This is a genomic window from Roseivivax halodurans JCM 10272 (genome assembly GCF_000521785.1).
Lineage (GTDB): Bacteria > Pseudomonadota > Alphaproteobacteria > Rhodobacterales > Rhodobacteraceae > Roseivivax > Roseivivax halodurans.
On sequence record NZ_JALZ01000014.1, the window covers coordinates 1 to 20,873 of the forward strand.

At 67.1% G+C, this 20,873-nt stretch carries 17 protein-coding genes; 6 read left to right on the forward strand and 11 right to left on the reverse strand.

All coding sequences use genetic code 11. The features are described 5' to 3' along the window. Positions 1-33: 33 nt before the first annotated feature. The 8 genes from OCH239_RS13190 to hmgA form a co-directional block, all read right to left on the reverse strand. The gene (locus OCH239_RS13190; RefSeq protein ID WP_037263478.1) at positions 34-3,150 is read right to left on the reverse strand and encodes an efflux RND transporter permease subunit; all 3,117 of its coding nucleotides are present in this window, start codon (positions 3,148-3,150) and stop codon (positions 34-36) included. 27 nt (positions 3,151-3,177) lie between these two features. Next, a complete protein-coding gene (locus OCH239_RS13195; protein ID WP_084782443.1) occupies positions 3,178-4,353 on the reverse strand; it encodes an efflux RND transporter periplasmic adaptor subunit in 1,176 nt (391 codons plus the stop codon). A gap of 249 nt (positions 4,354-4,602) precedes the next feature. After that, positions 4,603-4,800: a DUF2783 domain-containing protein gene (locus OCH239_RS13200; RefSeq protein ID WP_037263480.1), complete on the reverse strand. Its 198-nt coding sequence runs from the start codon at positions 4,798-4,800 to the stop codon at positions 4,603-4,605. Next, positions 4,797-6,428, reverse strand: a complete 1,632-nt coding sequence (locus tag OCH239_RS13205; RefSeq protein ID WP_037263483.1) for an FAD-dependent oxidoreductase — start codon at positions 6,426-6,428, stop codon at positions 4,797-4,799. The genes OCH239_RS13200 and OCH239_RS13205 overlap by 4 nt, the downstream gene beginning before the upstream one ends. A gap of 69 nt (positions 6,429-6,497) precedes the next feature. Further along, positions 6,498-6,803, reverse strand: coding sequence for a hypothetical protein (locus tag OCH239_RS22690; protein ID WP_157577870.1), 306 nt, complete (start codon positions 6,801-6,803; stop codon positions 6,498-6,500). 8 nt (positions 6,804-6,811) lie between these two features. Continuing rightward, complete coding sequence (locus tag OCH239_RS13210; protein ID WP_037263486.1) at positions 6,812-7,762, reverse strand: MBL fold metallo-hydrolase; 951 nt, start codon at positions 7,760-7,762, stop codon at positions 6,812-6,814. 13 nt (positions 7,763-7,775) lie between these two features. Further along, positions 7,776-9,041 (reverse strand): fumarylacetoacetase, encoded by a 1,266-nt coding sequence (gene fahA, locus OCH239_RS13215; RefSeq protein ID WP_037263489.1) that lies wholly within the window; start codon positions 9,039-9,041, stop codon positions 7,776-7,778. Between the two features lie 97 nt (positions 9,042-9,138). Continuing rightward, positions 9,139-10,500 (reverse strand): homogentisate 1,2-dioxygenase, encoded by a 1,362-nt coding sequence (hmgA, locus tag OCH239_RS13220; RefSeq protein WP_037263492.1) that lies wholly within the window; start codon positions 10,498-10,500, stop codon positions 9,139-9,141. A 144-nt stretch (positions 10,501-10,644) separates the two neighbouring features. On the opposite strand from hmgA, the gene OCH239_RS13225 reads away from it, so the two are divergent. The 6 genes from OCH239_RS13225 (at position 10,645) to xrtE (ending at position 18,475) form a co-directional block, all read left to right on the forward strand. Then, positions 10,645-11,085, forward strand: coding sequence for a MarR family winged helix-turn-helix transcriptional regulator (locus tag OCH239_RS13225; protein ID WP_037263494.1), 441 nt, complete (start codon positions 10,645-10,647; stop codon positions 11,083-11,085). A 110-nt stretch (positions 11,086-11,195) separates the two neighbouring features. Further along, a complete protein-coding gene (gene cls, locus OCH239_RS13230) occupies positions 11,196-12,602 on the forward strand; it encodes a cardiolipin synthase (RefSeq protein WP_051489462.1) in 1,407 nt (468 codons plus the stop codon). Beyond that, positions 12,602-13,309, forward strand: a complete 708-nt coding sequence (locus tag OCH239_RS13235) for an endonuclease/exonuclease/phosphatase family protein (RefSeq protein WP_037263496.1) — start codon at positions 12,602-12,604, stop codon at positions 13,307-13,309. The genes cls and OCH239_RS13235 overlap by 1 nt, the downstream gene beginning before the upstream one ends. Positions 13,310-13,653: 344 nt before the next feature. Beyond that, entirely contained in the window at positions 13,654-16,419 is a 2,766-nt protein-coding gene (locus OCH239_RS13240; RefSeq protein WP_037263498.1) for an SdrD B-like domain-containing protein, read from the forward strand. Between the two features lie 122 nt (positions 16,420-16,541). Further along, positions 16,542-16,727 (forward strand): hypothetical protein, encoded by a 186-nt coding sequence (locus OCH239_RS23115; RefSeq protein ID WP_037263501.1) that lies wholly within the window; start codon positions 16,542-16,544, stop codon positions 16,725-16,727. Positions 16,728-16,849: 122 nt separating this feature from the next. Then, positions 16,850-18,475: an exosortase E/protease, VPEID-CTERM system gene (gene xrtE / locus OCH239_RS13250; protein WP_425280288.1), complete on the forward strand. Its 1,626-nt coding sequence runs from the start codon at positions 16,850-16,852 to the stop codon at positions 18,473-18,475. Between the two features lie 61 nt (positions 18,476-18,536). Here xrtE and OCH239_RS13255 read toward each other — a convergent pair whose 3' ends face one another. From OCH239_RS13255 to OCH239_RS13265, 3 genes are all read right to left on the reverse strand, one after another. Then, positions 18,537-19,256: an anti-sigma factor gene (locus OCH239_RS13255; RefSeq protein ID WP_051489470.1), complete on the reverse strand. Its 720-nt coding sequence runs from the start codon at positions 19,254-19,256 to the stop codon at positions 18,537-18,539. Beyond that, positions 19,253-19,717 carry a sigma-70 family RNA polymerase sigma factor gene (locus OCH239_RS13260; RefSeq protein ID WP_211241988.1) on the reverse strand — a complete coding sequence of 155 codons (465 nt, stop codon included), beginning with the start codon at positions 19,715-19,717 and terminating at the stop codon, positions 19,253-19,255. Before OCH239_RS13260 ends, OCH239_RS13255 begins: the two co-directional genes overlap by 4 nt. 229 nt (positions 19,718-19,946) lie before the next feature. Then, on the reverse strand, positions 19,947-20,756 hold the full coding sequence (locus tag OCH239_RS13265; protein ID WP_037263507.1) for a DUF4394 domain-containing protein: 810 nt from the start codon (positions 20,754-20,756) through the stop codon (positions 19,947-19,949). Between the last annotated feature and the right edge of the window lie 117 nt (positions 20,757-20,873).

Sequence of the window (20,873 nt, forward strand, 5' to 3'; positions counted from 1 at the left end):
GCAGGCCCCGTTACGGCATCTCGAAGCGCACCGTCAGGCCGATGCGTCAGCCGGCTGCCGGCTCCGGAAGAACATCCGCGCGATGAGCGCGAAGAAGAGCGGCACGAAGAAGACGCCGAGCGCCGTGGCCGACAGCGTGCCGCCGAGAACGCCCGAGCCGATGGCGTTGCGGCCCGCGGCCCCTGCTCCGGAGGAGAGCACCAGCGGCACCACCCCGAGCGAGAACGCCATCGAGGTCATGACGATGGGCCGGAAGCGCTGGCGCGCCGCCTCGACCACCGCCTCGCGGATCGGCTCTCCGGCATCCATCCGCTCGCGCGCGAATTCCACGATCAGGATCGCGTTCTTGCCGGTCAGGCCGATCACGGTCAGCAGGCCGACCTGGAAGAAGACCCCGTTCTCGTAGCCCCCGAGCCACGCGCCGAGGAGCGCGCCGAGGACGCCGATCGGCATCGCCAGCATCACCGCGAAGGGGATCGCCCAGCTCTCGTAGAGCGCGGCGAGCGACAGGAAGACCGCGGCGAGCGACAGCGCATAGAGCAGCGGCGCCTGGCTTCCGGATTCAACCTCCTCGAGCGAGAGGCCCGTCCAGGCGACCTCGAAACCCTCGGGCAGGTTCTCGTCCACGAGGCGCAGGATCTCGTCCATCGCCTCGCCCGAGGCGACGCCCTCCACCGGAGAGCCCTGGATCTGCATCGAGGGCACGCCGTTGTAGCGGTTGAGCCCCTGCGGCCCGTAGGTCCAGTCGGTCGTGGCGAAGTTCGAGAACGGCACCAAATCGCCCGTTGCGTTGCGCACCCGCCAGAGGTCGAGGTCGCCCGGCTGCATCCGGGCCGGCGCATCGGCCTGGACGTAGACGCGTTTCACCCGCCCCTCGTCGACGAAGTCGTTCACGTAACGGCCGGCCCAGGCGATCGAGAGCAGATTGCCCACGGTCTCGGCCGAGACGCCCATCGCGCCGGCCTTGCGCCAGTCGATGTCGATGTTGAACTGCGCCGCGTCCTCGAGCCCCGATGGCCGCGCCGAGGCGATCATCGGCGACTGGTTGAGCAGACCGAGCACCTGGTTGCGGGCCTCGACCAGCGCCTCGTGGCTCTGGTTGTTGCGCGCCTGCAGGTAGAAGTCGAAGCCCGAGGCGTTGCCGAGCTCGGGCACCGAGGGCGGCACGATGGGAAAGACCTGCGCATCGGTGATCTGGCTGAAGGCCCCGAAGGCCCGGCCCGCCACCGCCTGCGCGCTGTCCTGCGGACCTCGCTCCTTCCAGTCCTTGAGCCGGACGAAGGCGAGCGCGTTGTTCTGCCCCTGACCCGCGAAGCTGAAGCCGACCACGCCGAAGGTGGAGGCGACGGCGCTCTCCTCGTTCTGCATGAAATGCGTCTCGACCTGTTCGAGCACGTCGAGCGTGCGCTCCGCCGTCGCGCCGGTCGGCAGCGAGATGAGCGTGAAGAGCAAGCCCTGATCCTCTTCCGGCAGGAACCCCGTGGGCGTGCGCATGAAGAGGAAGACCACCGCGACGCCGATCCCGACATAGACGAGGAAGGTGCGGAACGGGCGTTTCACGAGGTATCCGACGGACCTGGCGTAGCCGCCGAGCGTCGCGTCGAAGCCGCGGTTGAACCAGCCGAACATGCCCTTGCGCTTGTCGCCGTGGGTCGGCTTCAGCAGGATCGCGCAGAGCGCCGGCGTGAGGGTCAGCGCGACGACCACCGACAGCGCCATCGCCGACACGATGGTGATCGAGAACTGCTTGTAGATGACGCCGGTGGATCCGGGGAAAAACGCCATCGGCACGAACACCGCCGACAGCACCATGGCGATGCCGATCAGCGCGCCAGTGATTTGTCCCATCGACTTCTTCGTGGCCTCGCGGGGTCCGAGCCCCTCCTCCTCCATGATCCGCTCGACGTTCTCGACGACCACGATGGCGTCGTCGACGAGCAGGCCGATGGCGAGGACCATGGCGAGCATGGTGAGCGTGTTGATGGTGAACCCCGCCGCCGCGAGCACCCCGAACGTGCCGAGGATGACCACCGGCACCGCCAGCGTCGGGATCAGCGTCGCGCGGAAGTTCTGCAGGAAGAGGTACATGACGAGGAAGACGAGGACGATCGCCTCGATCAGCGTCTTCACCACCTCCTCGATCGAGATCTCGACGAACGGCGTCGTGTCGTAGGGAATGACGTATTCGACGCCCTCGGGGAAGAACTGGGCGAACTCGTCCAGCCGCTCCCGGACCGCCTCGGCGGTCTCGAGCGAATTGGCCCCCGGCGCCAGGCTGATCGCCATGCCCGCCGACGGGCGCTGGTTGAACCGGGATTCCGTGGCGTAGTTCGCCGCGCCGATCTCGACCCGGGCGACGTCGTCGAGAAGGACGAGGCCGCCATTCGTCTCCGCCCGGAGCACGATCTGCTTGAAATCTTCGGGTGTGCGCAACAGCGACTGCGCCGTGATCGTGGCGTTGAGCTGCTGGCCGTCCACCGCCGGCAGCCCCCCGAAAGAGCCCGCCGAGATCTGCGTGTTCTGTTCGGAGATCTTCGCCACGACATCCGACGCGGTCATGTCATAGGCGCTCAGGCGCGACGGATCGAGCCAGACCCGCATCGCGTATTCCGCGCCGAAGACCTGCGTCGAGCCCACGCCCTCGATCCGGCTGAGATCGTCGACGAGGTTCGAGACCATGTAATCGGCAAGGTCGGTGTCGTCGTAATCGCCGCTCTCGGCGATGAGCGCGACCACCATGAGAAAGCCCGCCGAGGATTTCTGCACCTGCACGCCCTGCCGTTGCACGGTTTCGGGCAGAAGCGGCGTCGCCTGGCTCAGCTTGTTCTGGACCTGCACCTGCGCGATGTCGGCATCCGTGCCGGTCTCGAAGGTCAGCGTGATCGACGAGGACCCGGCCGAGGTCGAGGACGACGAGATGTAGCGCAGCCCGTCGAGCCCGGTCATGTTCTGCTCGATCACCTGCGTGACGGTGTTGGCCACGGTCTGCGCCGAGGCGCCGGGATAGGTCGCCCGCACCTGCACCGAGGGCGGCGCGATCTGCGGATATTGCGCCACCGGCAGGGTGAGCACCGACAGGATGCCCACGCCCATGATCAGGATGGAGACGACCCATGCGAAGACGGGCCGGTCGATGAAGAAACGCGCCATGTCTGGTCCCCCGCCGGTGTGACCGACTTATTCCGTTGCCGTGTCCTGCGGCGCGTCCGCGGCCGCCTGCTCGTTCGCCTGCGCGCTGTCCTCGCGCAGGGTGGGCGTGACCGTCGCGCCTTCGGAGATCCGCTGGAAGCCCGCCACGACGACCCGCTCGCCGTCCGACAGCCCGCTGCGCACGACCCAGTCGGAGCCCAAGTTCTGCAGGATCTCGAGCGGGCGCACCTCGATCGTGTTCTCGGCATTGACGACCATCGCCTGAGGATTGCCGCGCCGGTCGCGCGTCACCCCCTCCTGCGGGACGAGGAACACGCCCTCGGCGGTCCCCGTGGGCATCTCGACCTGCACGTACATGCCCGGCAGCAGGAGCTTCTCGGGATTGTCGAACGCGATGCGGAGCGCGACCACGCCCGTCTGCGGATCCACGTAAGGCTCGGCGGCCGTCAGCGTGCCGGTCTCGTCATAGGCCCCGCCATCCGCGAGGATCAGAGAGACGTCCCGCTCGGCATTGCCGAGCTGCGCGAGCCCCTCGCCCCGCCGCCAGCGCAGAAGGTCCGCGGCGGACTGGGTCACGTCCACATAGACGCTGTCGATGTTGCGGATCGTGGCGAGCGGATCGGCCTGCCCGACGGCGACGAGCGCGCCGGGTGACGTCTGCGAAAAGCCGATCTCGCCCGAGAGACGCGCCTCGACCTCGGTGCGTTCGAGCTCGATCTCCGCCTGGCGCCTGCGCGCCTCGGCCAGCTGCAGCGCGGCCCTGGCGCTGTCGCGCGCGGCGACGGCATCGTCCAGCGATTGCTGCGAGGCGACGTTGCGGCTCTGCAGCTCGGACAGACGGCTCGCCTCCTTGTCCGCGGCGGCAAGCTGCGCCTCGGCCTGCGCGACCGAGGCCCGCGCTTCGGCCAGCGAGGCCTCGTAGCTCGCGGGATCGATGGTGTAGAGCACCTGCCCCGCCTCGACCCGCGCGCCTTCGGTGAACCGCCGCTCGAGAATGATGCCGGCGACCTGCGGCCGGACCTCCGCCTCCTCGAACGCCGCGACCCGCCCCGGCAGGGTCGAGGTCAGCGTGACCGTCGCCTCGGTCACCTCGACGACCTCGACGCCCGGAGGTGGGGCGTCGCCTCCGCCTTGCTGCGCCGTCGCGGGCGAAGCAAGAAGCAGCACGGCCCAGAGGCTCAGGAACGTTGCGAGATATCTCATGGTCACACCAGCCGGTTTGATCACGTCGTGCGCGATGCAATTTGGGAAACTGAGACGTTCCATATGTAACCGGCGCATGAGCGGCAAGAAGCTGCGCATGATCGGCCCGCACGATAGCGTGTGCGCTGTCGCACGAATGCGTCACGCCCGAAAGGTGCCTCCTATTCGCGCACCGGCCCGCCATTCGCGGGCAGAGCCGGACCCTCCGGCGCGAATCGCCAAGGTCGGCGCGCCTTGGCAGCGCAGGCGCTACCGCTTGCCCGCGCTCCCGGCCGCTTCCAAGGCCTGCCGGAACGTCTCGCGATCGCCGACGTGATTGGCGAGGATCAGAATGAGGCGGGCGTTGAAGGCGTGGCTCTCCTCCTCGGTCAGACCCTCGTGGGCCTCGATGAGATCGGCATAGACGCCGTCCGCGTCGGCGAGATTGGGATCGAGTGTCAGACTCATGCCGGTCGCTCCTTGCCGCAGGCGTGGCGGAGGGCCGCGCGGATCGCGCCCTCGTCGAATGTCTCCCACCGCGCCGCGACGTGCTGATCGGGGCGGACGAGGTAGACGGCCGAGCGCGCATCGCCGAGATAGCGGGCGGCAAGCGCGCCGCTGGGATCGTCCGCCGCCGAGAGCGCGAGGCGCCGGGCGGTGACGCCGTCCTCCTCGACCGCCTCCGGCGCATCGGCGTCGAGCGTCAGGATCACGAAGCCGCCGAGCCGCTCGAGGAGCTGCCCGCCCCCAAGCGGCGCGTCGGGGCACGGCGCACCGGGACGGGTGCGCGAGGGACCGCCCGGCAGCGCGTCGGCCCCGTTCAGCAGCCCTCCGTCGTAGATGCAGGGCAGCGACAGGCGCCCCGAATTGACGAACGGCCGGGCAAAGGCGTGATGCTCGGCGAGGTCCAGCACCGCGTTGCGGAAGAGGCGGCTGACGGCCGATTTCGGTGTGATGAAGTCCGTCGAGCGCGTTGAGTTGAGGATGTTCTCGTCCGCGCCGTGGCAGCGCTCCGAGGAATAGGTGTCGAGCAGGGTCTCGGGCGCCTTTCCCCGAAGCACGAGGCCGAGCTTCCAGCCGAGGTTGTCGACGTCCTGGATGCCCGAATTTGCGCCCCGCGCGCCGAAGGGCGAGACCTGATGCGCGGCATCGCCGGCAAACAGCACCCGGCCGTGGCGGAAATTCTTCATCCGGCGGCACTGGAAGGTGTAGATCGAGGACCAGACGATCTCGTAGTCGACCTCGGCGCCGAGCATGGCGTCGAGCCGGGCGCGGATGTTCTCCTCCTTCATCTCCTCGGCCCGGTCGACATCCCAGCCGATCTGGAAATCGACGCGCCAGACGTCGTCGGGCTGCTTGTGCAACAGGCAGGACGCGCCCGAGGACTTGAACGGCGGCTCGAACCAGAACCAGCGCTCGGTCGGAAACTCGGCTTTCATGCGGATATCCGCGATGAGGAAGCTGTCCTGGAACACACGCCCCTCGAAATCGAGACCGAGCATGCGCCGCAGCGGCGACGAGGCCCCGTCGCACCCGATCAGCCAGTCGGCGGCGATCCGGTACGGCCCCTCGGGTGTGGTCACGTCAAGCAGGACATGGTCCTCGCGCGCCTCGACCGCGTCGAGCCGGTTCTTGCCGCGGATCTCGATCGGCGCGCCCTGCGCCTGCGCCTCGCGGACCCGCTCCACGAGGAAGCGCTCGAAATAGGGCTGGGGCAGATTGACGAAGGCCGGAAACTTGTGCCCCTCCTCCGGCAGGAGGTTGAATTCGAACACCTTCCTGTCGGCATGGAAGACCTTGCCGAGATTCCACACGACACCCTTCTCGAGCATCGGCGCGCCGGTCCCCCAGCGGTCGCAGATCTCGAGCGTACGCTTGGCAAAACAGATCGCGCGGCTGCCCTGCCCGACGCCCTCGTGATCGTCGAGCAGCAGCACCGGAATGCCCTGCAGCCCGAGATCGAGCGCAGCCGCGATCCCGACCGGCCCGCCCCCCACGACGACGACGGGATGGCGGACGGGATCGATCGCATCCTGATCCGCGCAGCGGCCATACGGATAGAGCCTGAACGCCAGGCTGTACCGATCGTCGAGCATGTGCCTCCTCCCCCCTTGATGTCCCGGCACGGCCTCCCACCGGCCCCAAGGATGTATTCCTGGCGACGATTAGGGCTCGACCGACAGCAATGGCTTGCCATCGATCAGTATGCCGTCGGCCTTAAAGAGATTGGTCTGCCGGCTGTTGTTATTTCCGATTCCCACCATCCGGATCGAGAGACCAGCTTGTAAGCCGTTAATGACACTACGCTCGTCAGGACAATAAATATGGAAACGTTTTTCGTTTCCTCGTTCCGAGGACCCGTCAGAAACATCCCTATGCTTCAATGGGTTTTTATTGCTCATCACATAGCATGCACAGCCGTTTACCATTTCCCTAGCGGCCTCCCACTCGTGACCGTTGGAGTGTTTCATATGAATTCTCATTCCTGCAGGGCCGCCCACATCTCCTTGTCGCGGGCGGCGGTCCAGACGCGGGGCGTGTCGATGCCCTGCGCCTCGTCATAGGCGCGTGCGACGTTGAACGGCAGGCAATGCTCGTAGATCGCGTAATCGCTGAACTTCGGATCGCACTCGGCCCGTACGGCGTCCCACGCCTCCTTGAGCGTGCCGCCCCGCGCCACGACCTTCGCCGCCGGCTTGTAGGTCGAGGCCACGAAATCCGCCGTGTTCGCAATCGCCTCGGCAACCTTCTCCTCGCCGACGAGCGCGTTGCCCCGGCCCGGCGCGATGGATCGGGGCTCGAAGGACGCGATTGCGGCGAGCGTGTCCTCCCAGTCGCCGAAATGACCGTCGCCGCAATAGCAGGCGGAGTGGTATTCGACGATGTCCCCGGTGAACATAACCTCCTGGTCCGGCACCCAGATCACCGCGTCGCCGGCGGTATGCGCGCGGCCGAGATGCATGATGTCGACCCGCCGCTTGCCGAGATAGACCGACATGCCGTCGCTGAAGGTCGTCGTCGGCCAGGTGAGTCCCGGTATCTCCTCGTGACCCACGAAGAGCCGCGGGAAGCGCTCGAACTCGCTGTCCCAGTCCTCCTGCCCGCGTTCGGCCACCATCGCCCGCGCCACGTCCGACATGATGATCTCGGGCGCTCCGTAGGCCGAGGCGCCGAGCACGCGCACCGCGTGGTAATGCGTCATCACGAGATGGCTGATCGGCTTGTCGGTCACCGAGCGCACGCACTCGATCACCTTGCGGGCGAGACGCGGCGTGGCCTGCGCCTCGACGATCATCACGCTCTCGTCGCCGATGATGACCCCGGTGTTCGGATCGCCCTCGGCGGTGAAGGCGTAGAGCCCCTCGCCCACTTCCGTGAAGCTGACCTTCTTCTCTTCCATGTCTCCGGCGGAGGCGAATGCCTTGGCCATGTGATGCTCTCCTTTATTCTGTCGCCCAGCCGGGCAGATCCCCGGCGGGCTTGATCGTTCCGGTGCAGGCGCCGAAGCCGACGCGGTAGCCGTCGCCCTGCGCGGCGCCGCGCAATGTCACCGTATCCCCGTCCTCGAGAAAGCTGCGTGTCTCGCCGCTGTCGAGCGTCAGAGGCTCCTTGCCGCCCCACGAGAGCTCCAGCAACGAGCCGAACGCGCCCGGCTCCGGCCCCGAGATCGTGCCCGAGCCCAGGAGGTCGCCGACCCGCATCGGGCAGCCCGATGTCGTGTGATGCGCGAGCTGCTGCGCCGAGGAATAGTACATCTCGCGGTAATTCGTGCGCGCGATCACCGTCTCCGCGCGGCCTTCGGGCGCGAGACCGACCTCGAGGGCGATGTCGTAGAGCATCGGGCCCGGCTCGCGCAGATAGGGCAGAAGCTCCCGCTCGCGCTCGGGCGTGCTCACCCGGAACGGCTCCAGCGCCGCCCTCGGCACGATCCAGGGGCCGATCGTCGTTGCGGTCGCCTTGGACTGGAACGGCCCGAGCGGCTGGTATTCCCAGGCCTGGATGTCCCGCGCCGACCAGTCGTTCAGCAGCACGTAACCGAAAATCATCTGGTCGGCCTCGGCGACGCTCACCATACCCTCCGAGGGCCGGCCAACCACCGCCCCCAGTTCGAGCTCGAGATCGAACCGCGCGCTCGGCGCGAAGCGCGGCAGATCCTCGTCCTGCCCCTTGATCTGGCCAAAGGGGCGCCTGACGCCCGTGCCCGAGACCACCACCGAAGACGCCCGTCCATTGTAGCCGATCGGGATCGACAGCCAGTTCGCAGGCAGCGCGTTCTCGGCCCCGCGGAACATCGTCCCGACATGGGTTGCGTGATGCTTGCCTGCGTAGAAGTCGGTATATTCCGAGACGCGGAAGGGCATGACCATCCGCACATCCGCCTGCCGGACCAGATAGCCCGCCAGCATCCTCGCATCGCCCGAACCCTCGGCGAGCATCTCGCCCAGCGCCGCGCGTAGCCGCGCCCAGGCCCCCGGCCCGAGACCCATGAACGCCGTCCAGTCGCACCCCTCGAGCACCTTCCCCGCGCCGGGCTCGATCTCGATCCGCCCGTCCGCCTCGAGCCGGGTGACATCGAGGATCATCTCCCCGATCGCCACGCCGCAATGCGCGCCGCCCTCCACGGCGAAGGCGCCGTAGGGCAGGTTGTTCAGCGGAAAGTCGGTCTCAGCCGAATTCGCGCTCTCCACCCAGCTTCGCTCGAGGCTCATCTCTTCTCCGAGAGGCGCGCGCCCCTGATTCTTCTTGGCAAAAATACTCCGGGGGAGGCGCCGCAGGCGACGGGGGCGGAGCCCCCTCCCCGCCAGGTCATTTCACCCCCGGCGTGCCGTCGAACTTCTTCTCGATCCCGTCCCAGCAATCGACGTAATCGTCCTGCAGCGGCGCCTCGCGCCCGGCAAACTCGGTCAGGTGCTGCGGGAAGCGTGTCTCGAACATGAACGACATGGTGTCGTCGAGCTTGGCCGGCGCGAGCTCGGCGTTCGACGCCTTCTCGAAGGCCTCCCGGTCCGGCCCGTGCGGCAGCATCATGTTGTGCAGGCTCATGCCGCCCGGCGCGAAGCCCTGGGGCTTGGCATCGTATTGCCCGTAGATGTTGCCCATCAGCTCGGACATGACGTTCTTGTGGTACCAGGGCGGGCGGAACGTGTCCTCCGCCACCATCCAGCGCTCGCGAAAGAGCACGAAGTCGATATTGGCGGTGCCCTCGATGCCCGAGGGCGCGGTCAGCACGGTGAAAATCGACGGATCCGGATGGTCGAAGAGGATGGCGCCCACCGGGCAGTAGGTCGAAAGGTCGTATTTTACCGGCGCGTAATTGCCGTGCCACGCCACCACGTCGAGCGGGCTGTGCCCGATCTCGCAGCTGTGGAACTGACCACACCACTTGATGGTGAGCGTCGAGGCGACGTCGCGATCCTCGAAGGCCGCCACCGGCGTCTTGAAGTCGCGCCGGTTCGCCATGCAGTTCGCCCCGATCGGGCCGCGCCCCGGCAGATCGAACTTCTGGCCGTAATTCTCGCAGACGAACCCGCGGCACGGCCCGTCCAGAACCTCCACGCGGTAGACGAGCCCGCGCGGGATGATCGCGATCTCCTGCGGCTTCAGGTCGATCACGCCCAGTTCCGTCGAGAACCGCAGCCGCCCCTCCTGCGGGACCACCAGCAGTTCGCTGTCGGCGGAGTAGAAATAGGCGTCCTCCATCGAGGCGGTCACGAGATAGATGTGGCTCGCCATGCCGACCTGGATGTTCACGTCGCCGGCGGTCGTCATCGTGCGCATGCCGGTCAGCCAGGTCAGCTGCTCCTCGCTGTGCGGCACCGGATCCCAGCGATACTGGCCGAGGCTGGTGACGCCCTCTGGCACGTGTGGCGCGCTCTTCCAGTAGGGCAGATCAATCCGGCGATAGCGCCCCGAATGCTTCACGCTCGGGCGGATCCGGTAGCACCACGTCCGCTCGTTCTGGTGGCTCGGCGCGGTGAAGGCGGTGCCCGAGAGCTGCTCGCCGTAGAGACCGTAATTGCATTTCTGGGGCGAGTTCATGCCCTGCGGCAGGGCGCCCGGAAGCGCCTCGGTCTCGAAGTCGTTGCCGAACCCCGGCATGTAGCCCTCGGTCGTGCCGCCGCTCCCCGCCGCGCGGACCATGCCGTTCGGAAGCTCCTGAGATGTCATGTCCTCTCTCCCTTCCCCGGGCCTCCTCCAGCCCGATTCGAGTTGGGACCAGTATTCGTTGCATGCGCAACAACGTCAACAAAGTCGTTGCATTTGAGACGAACGGGCCCGAAAGTCCGGCCATCCCCAGCCGACGAGAGGCCCATGAGCCGCGATCTGCCCGATTTCGACCTGTCCCGCTTTCTGCCCTACCGGCTGACCGTGGCGAGCGACCGCCTGAGCGCGGGCCTCGCCCGCCGCTACCGGACCGAGTTCGGGATCTCGAATGCCGAATGGCGCGTGCTCGTGCATCTCGCCGATGCGGGCGAGGTCTCGATCCGCGAGCTCGAGGCGCGGGTGCATCTCGAGAAATCCAAGGCCAGCCGCGCCGCCTCGCGCCTCGTCGAGGCCGGCCACGTCACCAAGCGGCCCAATCCCGAGGACAGACGGCTCGTCCGCCTTTCCCTCAGCGATCGCGGCCGCGCCCTCATGACCGAGCTTCTGCCCATGGCCGCCTCCTATCAGGAGCGCCTGGAGGCGGTGATCGGCACTCACATGGACGACCTCGAAGCCGCGCTCGAGGCGATCATGGAGGCGGATCTGTGAGCGCCTTGCGCTTGCTCCGCCCCTAGGGATCCGGATCGCCCCCTTGAAGATCGGGCGGCATTCGCCACAATCGGGGCACCGCACCCCGAAGGCCGCAAAGCATTGACCCCATGAACGTCTTCTGGACAGCCGCCACCGGTGTCCTCGCCATCGGCATCGTGGCGTTCTGCGTCTGGCGCGCGATCTCGACGGCCCGAACGCCGCAGGGCTCGGTGGCCTGGGTGATCTTCCTGCTGAGCGCGCCCTGGTTCGCCGTCCCCGCCTACGCCGTCTTCGGGGGCCACCGGATCCGCTCCTACACCCGCTCCCGTCAGCGCAGCCGCGCGCTCACCTCGACGCTCAAGGACCAGGCGCCCCATCCGCCGGCCGAGGTCGCGAGGTCGCGGCTCGCGGTCTTCGAGCGGATCGTGAACCTTCCGGCGACGGGCGGAAACTCCGCGACCCTTCTGATCGACGGGCACGAGACCTTCGCCGCCATCTTCGAGGCGATCGACGCTGCAAAGCACAATGTCTGCGTGCAGTTCTACACCATCGTCGACGACGCAACCGGCAAGGCGCTGGCAGACCGCCTCGTCGCCGCGGCGCAGCGGGGCGTGACCGTCCGGCTGCTCTTCGACGGCGTCGGCAGCTACGGGCTCTCCCGCTCCTATCGCAGGCGGCTGTCCGAAGCCGGCGTGCAGATCATCGACCCCCGCGCGGCCCGCGGCCCCACCTCGCGCCGCAACATCAACTTCCGCAATCACCGCAAGACCGTCATCGTCGACGGATCACTCGGGTTCATCGGCGGCCACAACGTCTCGGACACGTATATGGGCCGAAACCCGCGCTACGGACATTGGCGCGACACCCATCTCGCCCTCCGCGGGCCGATCGTGGCGCAGCTCCAGCTCATCTTCGCGGAAGACTGGCACTGGGGCGCCGGCGACCTGCTCACCAGCGAGCTGACCTGGGATCCCGGCCTTCAGGGCGACGACATGCCCGCCGTGCTGCTTCCCACCGGCCCGGCCGACGCCACCGAGGCGGGCGCGCAGACCTTCTTCGCGGCCATCGCGGCGGCGCGGAAACGGCTCTGGATCGCATCCCCCTATTTCGTGCCCGATGCCGGAACCCTCGCCGCCCTGAGCAATGCCTCTCTCAACGGCGTCGACGTTCGGGTGATCCTCACCGGAAAGATCGATCATTACCTGCCCTGGCTCGCCGCCCATGCATTTTTCGACGACATCCGGACCGACGGCGTCCGGATCTATCGCTACCAATCGGGGTTCATGCACCAGAAGGTCATTCTCTGCGACGACGATCTCGCCCTCGTCGGCACCACGAATTGCGACATCCGCTCTTTCCGTCTCAATTTCGAAACCATGGCCGCCATCTGCGACGAACGTTTCGCCTGCGATATTGCGCGAATGCTCGAGGCCGATCTCGCGCAATGCGAGAAATACGACACGCCATTAACCGAGGCGCCCGTCTGGATCCGGATCGGCTCCACCTTCGCCCGCCTGCTCGCGCCGGTGCTCTGATGAAATTGCGCGTCGCGAGCTACAACATCCGCAAGGCGCTCGGCATCGACCGGAAGCGGAGCCCGGAACGCATCTTGTCTGTGATCAACGGCATCGGCGCCGACGTGGTGCTACTGCAGGAAGCCGACCACAGGCTCGGGCCGCGCCGCGCCGCGCTGCCCCGCTCGCTCATCGAACGCGAGAGCGATTACCGTGTCGCCGATCTCGCCGTCAACGAGGTGAGCCTCGGCTGGCACGGCAACGCGATCCTGGTGCGCGACGGCCTCACCGTGACCGCGACGGAGCGCTTCGACCTCCCGGGGCTCGAGCCGCGGGGCGCGGTCATGGCGGCCGTCGGAGGGGTCCACCTCGTCGGAACGCATCTCGGACTCGTGCGGCGGTCGCGCCAATTGCAGATGCAGGCCATCCTCGATCATCTGGGGGACCGCACCGAGACATGCCTCGTCGGCGGCGACTTCAACGAATGGTCCCGCCGCGCGGGGTTCGAGCCCTGGGCCGACGATCTCAGCCTCGTGACGCCGGGACCGAGCTTTCACAGCGCGAGGCCGGTCGGACGGCTCGACCGGTTCGCCCACGGGCCCGGGCTGCGCGTCCGCTCGGCGGGTGTCGAGCATCACGGCGCCGCGCTGCGCGCCTCCGACCACCTGCCGGTCTGGTGCGAGGCCTCGCTCGAGGCCAGCGGACCGCCCGACGCCTCGCGGCGATGACGGCGGGTCCGCTTCCCCCCCATTCCATGACAATCGACGTTAATTTTACCGTATCGTTATTTTTTTCTTAACGACTTGCATTACCCCACGGTATGTTCGCGTGGCGTGTGGGAGGGAATCGGTTTCGAGCCGCCTCGGGGCAGTATTGTCCTCCCGGAACGTTGAAGTGCGTCAGGGGACAGTGATGGTTCGGGGGAGGCTGCTAAGGCGATCATCTTTAGATTGATCGCGTCAATTCGTTTCGAGGGAGTTTTACCCTCAATTTACCATCATTCTAACCGCGATGACTTCCCGTTTTAATTGTCTGGCGTGGCTGAGCCCTGCCGGCGCGAGGGAATTGAAAGATGACATATTACAGCTACCAGAATTACTACCGGACATACGAGTGGACCGCGTTCCGGGAATCGGACCTGCTCAAATCCGGGGATCGTGATCTCGGCTACGGCGACTGCTTTACCATGCCGGCATCCTCCACCGTCTGCCTTGCCACCGTGGACAACGACGGCACCCTCTCGGGCGACACTTACTGCGACGAGAACGCGGATGACCGCACGGGCCAGAACGCCTGGGTCGACGGCGAGCGTGTGGGCGGCCAGCTCTACGCCGAAAGCTACCACGTCCTGAAGGGCGCGGACGGCAAGATCTACTACCTCATCGAGATCGAGATCGAGGGCACCCACGACGATTACTTCTCGTTCTACGGCGACGTGCCGCCAGCCGGCCTGAAGCTGACGCTGGTCCAGACCTGTGCCGTGAACGGCGACTGGGTCGACTACAAGTGCCTCGACGCGGGCCCCAAGGAGCCGCCGGTGGAATACGGTTCGGTCTCGGGAACGGTCTGGTGCGACGATTGCGACGGCATCCAGGACTACGAGATCACCTACGCGAAGGGCGCGGATGTCTGGTGCGACAGCGTCACCTACGAGAGCGTGACCTGCACCACCTACAACGTCTGCGATTACGGCAGCTGGAAGAGCACCGCCGCCCAGGTCATCGACATCGTGGTGGGCAGGGACCAGGGCCACAACGGCAACGCCTACGACAACACGATCGTGGAGCTCGACAAGGGCGGCGTCTGGACCCGGGACTTCTACCTCGGCGAGGGCGGCAAGTTCTGCCTGACCTTCGACACCTACAAGAACTTCTGCGTCGATGACGAGGGCAACACCTTCGGCGTCAAGGTCAACGGCGTCTACGTCCAGACCGTTGTCGTCACCGCGGATGGCAAGGTCGAGATCAGCCTCGATCTCGCCAAGGGCTACAACAAGATCGAATTCGTCTCGAAGTCGGACGTGACCGGCTTCGGCGCCGGGATCGACAACACCGAGCTGGTCAAGCTCAAGGAGGTCTCGACCTTCGCCGAGATGCCCAAGGCGGGCGTGACCGTGAAGCTGATCGACGCCGCAACCGGCGATGTCGTGGCAGAGACCGTGACCGATGCCGACGGCAACTACCGCTTCGACGACGTGCCGGTGGGCGACTACAAGATCATGGGCGTCGCGCCCGACGGGACCGAGTTCACCATCCAGAACGCCGGCAGCGACGACAGTGTCGACAGCGATGTGGACAAGAACGGTCTGTCGGACACCTTCACCGTCAAGAAGGACCAGAACACCGACATCGACCTCGGCCTCTGCGAGAAGGACGCCGAGCCCGGATCGCTCTCGGGCCGCTACTTCTGCGACACCAACGACAACGACCAGGACGACGGCAATGGCGGCGAACCCGCGGTGCCGGGCGTGCGGGTCGCCCTCTTCGACGCGGCCGGCAACGCGGCGGTGGATATCGACGGGAACGCGGTCGCTCCGGTCTTTACCGACAGCAACGGCAATTATTCCTTCACCAACCTCGCTGCGGGCTTCTACACGGTGAAGTTCACCGACCCGAACGGCGTTCTGGCGGGCAAGCAGCTCGTCACCGCCAATGTCGGCAACGACGCCAGCGACAGCGACGCGATCGGCGACACCACCCTGTCCGTGATCGCGGCGATCGAGGTCAAGGAGGGCGAGAACACCCCGGACAACGACGCGGGCGTGGAATACGTGAACGAGGATCCGACCGCGACGGACGATGCCGGCAAGGGCTGCGCCGACGAGCTCATCTTCGTCGACTTCTCGGACAACTTCGCCGACAGCGACAGCGCCTCGGTCGGCATCACGCAGATCGGCGGCATCGACATCGCCGACGGCGAAACGGTTGTCGTGGGCGGGGTCAATGTGACCCTGAACGGCGGGGTCTTCTCCTTCGACGGCGAGGCCGCTTACGAGTACCTCGACTTTGGCCAGAAGGCGAACCAGACCTTCACCGTCACCGTCGAGGACAGCGACGGCGGCAGCGCCACGGCAGAGATCGACGTGTCCTTCTGCGGCGTTGCCGAAACCGTCGAACAGCTCAACGCCACCATCCCCGCCGGGCCGTTCAGCTTCCAGATCGCCGACGACTTCCAGGACGCCCCTGCCGGCGAGGACGCCTATACGCTGGTAATAAACGGCACAGGCGACGCGCGCTTGGACGGCGTGGCATTCGAAGAGGCCTACTGCATCAGTTTCTGGGACAATTACGAGGCAGGCGAGACCGTCGCCGACGCTCCGGTGGTGACCGGAGCCTCGATGACGACCGGCACGGACGGCAGCGTCTTCGACGATATCCCGAACGAACAGGTTGCCAGTGCGGTCAACGGCCTGTCCGCCGCGGAAAACCTCGACATGGTCAACTGGATCCTCGCCCAGGACTTCGGCTCGGCCGGATACTCCGAATGGGAAATCCAGTTCGCGATCTGGGACCTGACCGACAATTGGGATCCCAGCTCTGTCGGCTCCAGCAATGCCGCGGTTGGGCTCAACAACAGCTACGAGAACGGGCGTATCAGCGTCGCCATGCTCGACAGTCCGTTCTTCAGCCCGACCTTCGCTGCAGAAGTCGACCAATCCGATGTCGACTTCATCCTGAACGAGGCACTCGCCAACGGTGAAGGCTTCGAGTTCGGAGGTGCCGGGGATACGAGCGGACTGGCCAGCTTCATTGTGACGGGTGATCCTGAAGATGCGGCGAACCAGCAGCCGTTCATCTTCACGGTTCCCCTCGGCGAGTTCGACTGCCTGTGTGGCTAAAGCATCGGCTGCCGCGCAATCCGCGCGGCAGCCGTTAACCGTGGCATGGGCTGCGGTTCAGACGGACCGGCTCATTCTTTGAGAGCCGACCTCACGATGGTTAACTTGAAACGGAGTAAATCATGAAGAAACTCATTATCGCATCTTCGGCCATGCTGGCCTCCGCGCCGGCCTTCGCCGGCCCCGGCAGCATGTTGCCGCCAGCCACTGCCGTTCCCGAAATCAGCGCCCTCGAAGGCATGGCTGCGATCGCAGCTCTGGCCGCCGTCATGATGCTGGTCTGGGAACGCCGCCGCCGCGCGATGTGATCGCTGCGGCGACCGCACCGCGCCTGACCGGGCCCGCCCCCAGGGGTGGGCCCATTCCGCCCGAGGCCTCTGCCGCCAGATTTCCCGAAACCCGCCGAGCCAGAGTGTCCCGTCCCGTGAGCATCTCCGTTGATCCGTCGATCAGGTCCCGCCCGTCCTACACGGGCGTTGCCGTCATTGCCGGGCTCGCGCTCCTGCTCGCGGCCGAGCTGGCCGGGATCGGGATCGTCTACAAGCACCGCATCGACTTCTACTGCATCGACAACTGGCCGCCCGCCGCCTGCCGCGCCGCCAGCCGGACGCTCGTCTCGATGTACTGCGTCCTCGGCGCGCTTGCATTGACGGCCATGCTGCGCCCCGCGCCCTTCCGGACGCTCAGCGCCGGGGCGAGGTTCAGGCCCCTGCCCCTCGCCCTGAACGCCATCGGGATCGCGCTGGCATTCGTGCCGCTGAGATACCTCGTCGCGGGCGAGGCGATGGACAAGGTCCTCCCCGCCTTCGCCTTCTGGACGCTCGGCATGGGGTTCATCCTCGCCGGGCTAATGCTCTGCGTCGCGCCGCTCTCCGGCTGGCGGCGCTTCCTGCGCGACGCCGGCGGCGCGATCCTGCCAGCGATCGGCGCTGGCCTCGTCGCGCCCTGGCTCGCCGTGCTGATCCGCCCGGCCTGGCGCAGCCTCGACGAGATCTCGGCCGTCACCTTCGCCGCCGTCACCCAGCTGATCGGAGCCCTCGGCTACGATGTCGCGACCGATCCCGAGCGCCGCATCATCGGCACCGAGACCTTCTCGGTCTCGGTCAATCCCTCCTGCTCCGGCATCGAGGGCCTCGCCCTCGTGACGCTCTTCGTCACGCTCTATCTCTGGCTCTTCCGCGCCGAGCTGCGCTTCCCGCGTGCGCTGCTGCTCTATCCCGTCGGGCTTGCCGCCTCGGCCCTCTTCAACGTGGTGCGCATCACCGCGCTTCTGGTGATCGGGTTCGAGGGCAATCCCGAACTCGCGGTCGGCGGCTTCCACTCCCATGCCGGCTGGCTGATGTTCACCCTCGTCGCGCTCGGCCTCATCGCCCTTGCGCAGACCTTGCCCGGGTTGAAGGTCCCCGCCGCCACGTCCGGCCCGGTCGCCCCCATCCGCACAGTTCTTCCCTTCTGGCAGGATCCCGTCGTGGCCCGGATCCTGCCCTTCGCGACCTTCATGCTCGGAGCGCTCCTCGCCTCGGCCTTCCTGATGCAACCCGCTCTCGCCTACCCCGCGCGGGCGGTGGCCCTGATCGCGGTGATGGCGCCGTTCTGGCCGCTCTACCGCAGCCTCGGCTGGCGTGCCGATCCGGGTGCGATGGGCGTCGGCGCCCTCGTCGCCGCGATGTGGATCCTGATCCCCGTGCCCGCCGCGGAGGCGCCGCCCTACGGCGCGCTCTCCGGCGGCCTTCTCGCGCTCTGGATTCTGGCCCGGGGCATCGGAACGACGCTTCTGATCCCGGTGATCGAGGAGCTGTTCTTCCGGGATTATCTCGAAAGCCGGATCCGGCGCGGCTCCGGCCCTCTCTGGGCCATCGTCGCGGCCCTCGTCTCCGCGGGCCTCTTCGCCGCGCTGCACGACCGCTGGGCCGAGGCCTTCGTCGCCGGGCTCGCCTTCTCCTGGCTCGCCCGCCGCTCCGGGGGGCGCATCGCCGACGCGATCCTCGCGCATGGCCTCGCCAACGGGCTGATCTTCGCCGCGGCGCTCGCGACCGGCAGGTTCGAGATCATCTGATCGTCCCGCCCCCGGCGACAGGCGCGAAAGCGCCCAGCGCCAACGGAGGGCCGAGCGCCGCCTAGCTCACCGGCTCCTTGGCCAGACCCTTCCCGAGTATCGGTCCCGTCGGCAGGTTCGTGGGGGATCCGCCCGCCGGCTCGAAGGTGATTTCGTAGAGCTGATCGGAATGGGGCGCAGGCAGGCCGTCGACCATCAGGACGCTGGATCGCGCCGTGGGCAGAAGGCCGAGGGAGACCGGAAGCCCGTCGTCGTCCGGCTTGGTCCAGACCTGCATCACCTGATCGGGTGGCACGCCCGGCCGCTCGAGGAGGGTCACGCTGGTGGTGTTGTCCGCATTGCTTTCGACGAGCGCGATGACCGCACCGCTCTCGTCCTGCAGGACGGCCACGACAAGCGGATCGACACTGCGCGTCATCGTCCAGCCGAGAAGCCCCGCGAGCACCAGGGAGGCCGCGATGGCGGCGGACGCCCCGACGCGCCAGCGGTTCAGGTGGCGGCGCATCGTGGCGAGATCCACGACCGTGTTGTCCCTCGCCGGCCTGGCCGCATCGTCCTGCGGTGCGTCGAGCGCACGGGCGATCCTGTCCCAGAGACCGGCGGGCACGGGAAGCTCCTCGGCGGTGTCGTCGAGCGGTGCGAAGCGCCGGCGCGCCTGCTCCACGCGTGCCGCCACGTCGGGGTCCTGCGCGGCGAGCGCCTCGAGGCGCGCGACATCCGCCTCGCTGGCGAGCCCGAGGACGACCTCGTCGATCAGAATATCAAGAGACCGATCCGTCACGACAGACACTCCCTCAACTTCATGAGCCCGCGCCGGACCCGAGACTTCACCGAACCGAGCGGCGCGTCGAGGCGCCCGGCGATTTCACCGTGGCTGTATCCCAGAACATAGGTCGCGAGGATCGCCCGGCGGGACTCGCCGTCGAGCCTCTCGAGACAGCGCCGGAGATCGGACGCATGGCCCAGCCGGTCGAAGGCCGTCTCCAGCATGACGTCGTCGGGTGGTGTATCGAGATCTTCCGGCGCCACCGGAACCTCTCGGTCCTCGTTCCGCAGCATCGTCAGGCAGCGGTTGCGCAGGATCGTGTAGAGCCATCCCCGCGCGTTGCCCCGGCTCTCGTCGAACTGGTGCGCCTTGCGCCAGACGAGAACCAGCGCCTCCTGCAGCGCCTCCTCGGCGAGGTCGGTGCGACGAAGTATCCGCCGCGCCACACCCAGCATGCGGCCGCCCTCGGCGGTCATGAGCTGATGAAGCGCGCCCTTGTCGCCTCTGGCGCAGGCTCGGATCAAGGCGGCGTGGTCTGTCACGATAAAGGCGGCTCCCGATGGTCCACGCTTCTTGTCGCGGCGGGAGCGCCCTGTCAAACCACCGCGGCACGGGGTTCGGGCTTCCGGGCCTGCCCTGCCGCCCGGGACATGCTGCGCGCCGCGAAAGGTGTCCCCCCGCGACGCGCCTCTTGCCGTCAGGCGATCACATCTCCTCGGCGGTCATGAAGGTGATGTCCCGCAGAACCGCGTCGCCCGCGCCTTCGATGTCCCAGCTCTCGGTGACCGAGCCGTCCTCGAGGGAAACGGTGTGCAGCTGCCCGCCGGCCACGAGCCAAGCGGTGTTGGTGCCCTCGGCATCCGTCGCGATGTCGAAGGCATAGGCGTCCGCGCCATCGATGCCGAGCTTGCCCACGGCCGCGAGCGTGCCGTCATTGGGCGAGGTCTGCTGGATCAGTGCCACGATGGTGCTGTCGATGTCGTACATCGCGGTGCTCTCGGGCTGGCCGTAGCTGTTGATATAGGCCGCGGCGGCGATGGCCGGGGCTTCACCCGCATGCATGTCGGCCTCTTCGAAGGCAAGCGAGCCATCGACGGTCACGGCGCCGCTCTCGATGTCGACGCGGTGGTTCGTCGTCCCGGACATGAAGCGCAGCTTGTCGGCCATCGGGTTGAAGTCGACGATGACGGGGGCACCGTCCTCGACGGGAAGCTCGGTATCCATGGTGGACAGGACGGTCGCCTCGCCCGACGCGGGGTCGATCTCGACGATGTCGAAGCTGTCGGTCACGCCGATGAGCTGGCCGTTCGAGGGGCGCAGGTCGATGCCGAGCAGACGGTCGACCCCGGTCACCTCCATCGACTCGCCGACCGTTGCGGAGGTCGCGTCGATCATGTGCAGCGTCTTGTCGCCGGAAAGGCCGATGGCGGTGAGGCTCTCGGACTGCGCCAGCGCGCCGGTGGCGGTTGTGGAAAGCAGTGCTGCAACGGCCAGGGTGGACTTCGTGTTGAACATGGTACGTCTCCTGATGGTCAGCCGCGGTCAATCCGCAGGCTCTGTACCCCCTAGGACTCGGCCGCGCCCCCGTTTGGATGCACCCTCCCGAAACTTTTTTTCCGCGGAGGGCTCAGG

What these genes read in the sequence shown, in the direction of transcription:
- OCH239_RS13190 (WP_037263478.1), bottom strand. Translation starts at nt 3,150, where the DNA reads ATGGCGCGTTTCTTCATCGACCGGCCCGTCTTCGCATGGGTCGTCTCC.
- OCH239_RS13195 (WP_084782443.1), bottom strand. Translation starts at nt 4,353, where the DNA reads ATGAGATATCTCGCAACGTTCCTGAGCCTCTGGGCCGTGCTGCTTCTT.
- OCH239_RS13200 (WP_037263480.1), bottom strand. Translation starts at nt 4,800, where the DNA reads ATGAGTCTGACACTCGATCCCAATCTCGCCGACGCGGACGGCGTCTAT.
- OCH239_RS13205 (WP_037263483.1), bottom strand. Translation starts at nt 6,428, where the DNA reads ATGCTCGACGATCGGTACAGCCTGGCGTTCAGGCTCTATCCGTATGGC.
- OCH239_RS22690 (WP_157577870.1), bottom strand. Translation starts at nt 6,803, where the DNA reads ATGAAACACTCCAACGGTCACGAGTGGGAGGCCGCTAGGGAAATGGTA.
- OCH239_RS13210 (WP_037263486.1), bottom strand. Translation starts at nt 7,762, where the DNA reads ATGGCCAAGGCATTCGCCTCCGCCGGAGACATGGAAGAGAAGAAGGTC.
- fahA (WP_037263489.1), bottom strand. Translation starts at nt 9,041, where the DNA reads ATGAGCCTCGAGCGAAGCTGGGTGGAGAGCGCGAATTCGGCTGAGACC.
- hmgA (WP_037263492.1), bottom strand. Translation starts at nt 10,500, where the DNA reads ATGACATCTCAGGAGCTTCCGAACGGCATGGTCCGCGCGGCGGGGAGC.
- OCH239_RS13225 (WP_037263494.1), top strand. Translation starts at nt 10,645, where the DNA reads ATGAGCCGCGATCTGCCCGATTTCGACCTGTCCCGCTTTCTGCCCTAC.
- cls (WP_051489462.1), top strand. Translation starts at nt 11,196, where the DNA reads ATGAACGTCTTCTGGACAGCCGCCACCGGTGTCCTCGCCATCGGCATC.
- OCH239_RS13235 (WP_037263496.1), top strand. Translation starts at nt 12,602, where the DNA reads ATGAAATTGCGCGTCGCGAGCTACAACATCCGCAAGGCGCTCGGCATC.
- OCH239_RS13240 (WP_037263498.1), top strand. Translation starts at nt 13,654, where the DNA reads ATGACATATTACAGCTACCAGAATTACTACCGGACATACGAGTGGACC.
- OCH239_RS23115 (WP_037263501.1), top strand. Translation starts at nt 16,542, where the DNA reads ATGAAGAAACTCATTATCGCATCTTCGGCCATGCTGGCCTCCGCGCCG.
- OCH239_RS13260 (WP_211241988.1), bottom strand. Translation starts at nt 19,717, where the DNA reads ATGACCGCCGAGGGCGGCCGCATGCTGGGTGTGGCGCGGCGGATACTT.
- OCH239_RS13265 (WP_037263507.1), bottom strand. Translation starts at nt 20,756, where the DNA reads ATGTTCAACACGAAGTCCACCCTGGCCGTTGCAGCACTGCTTTCCACA.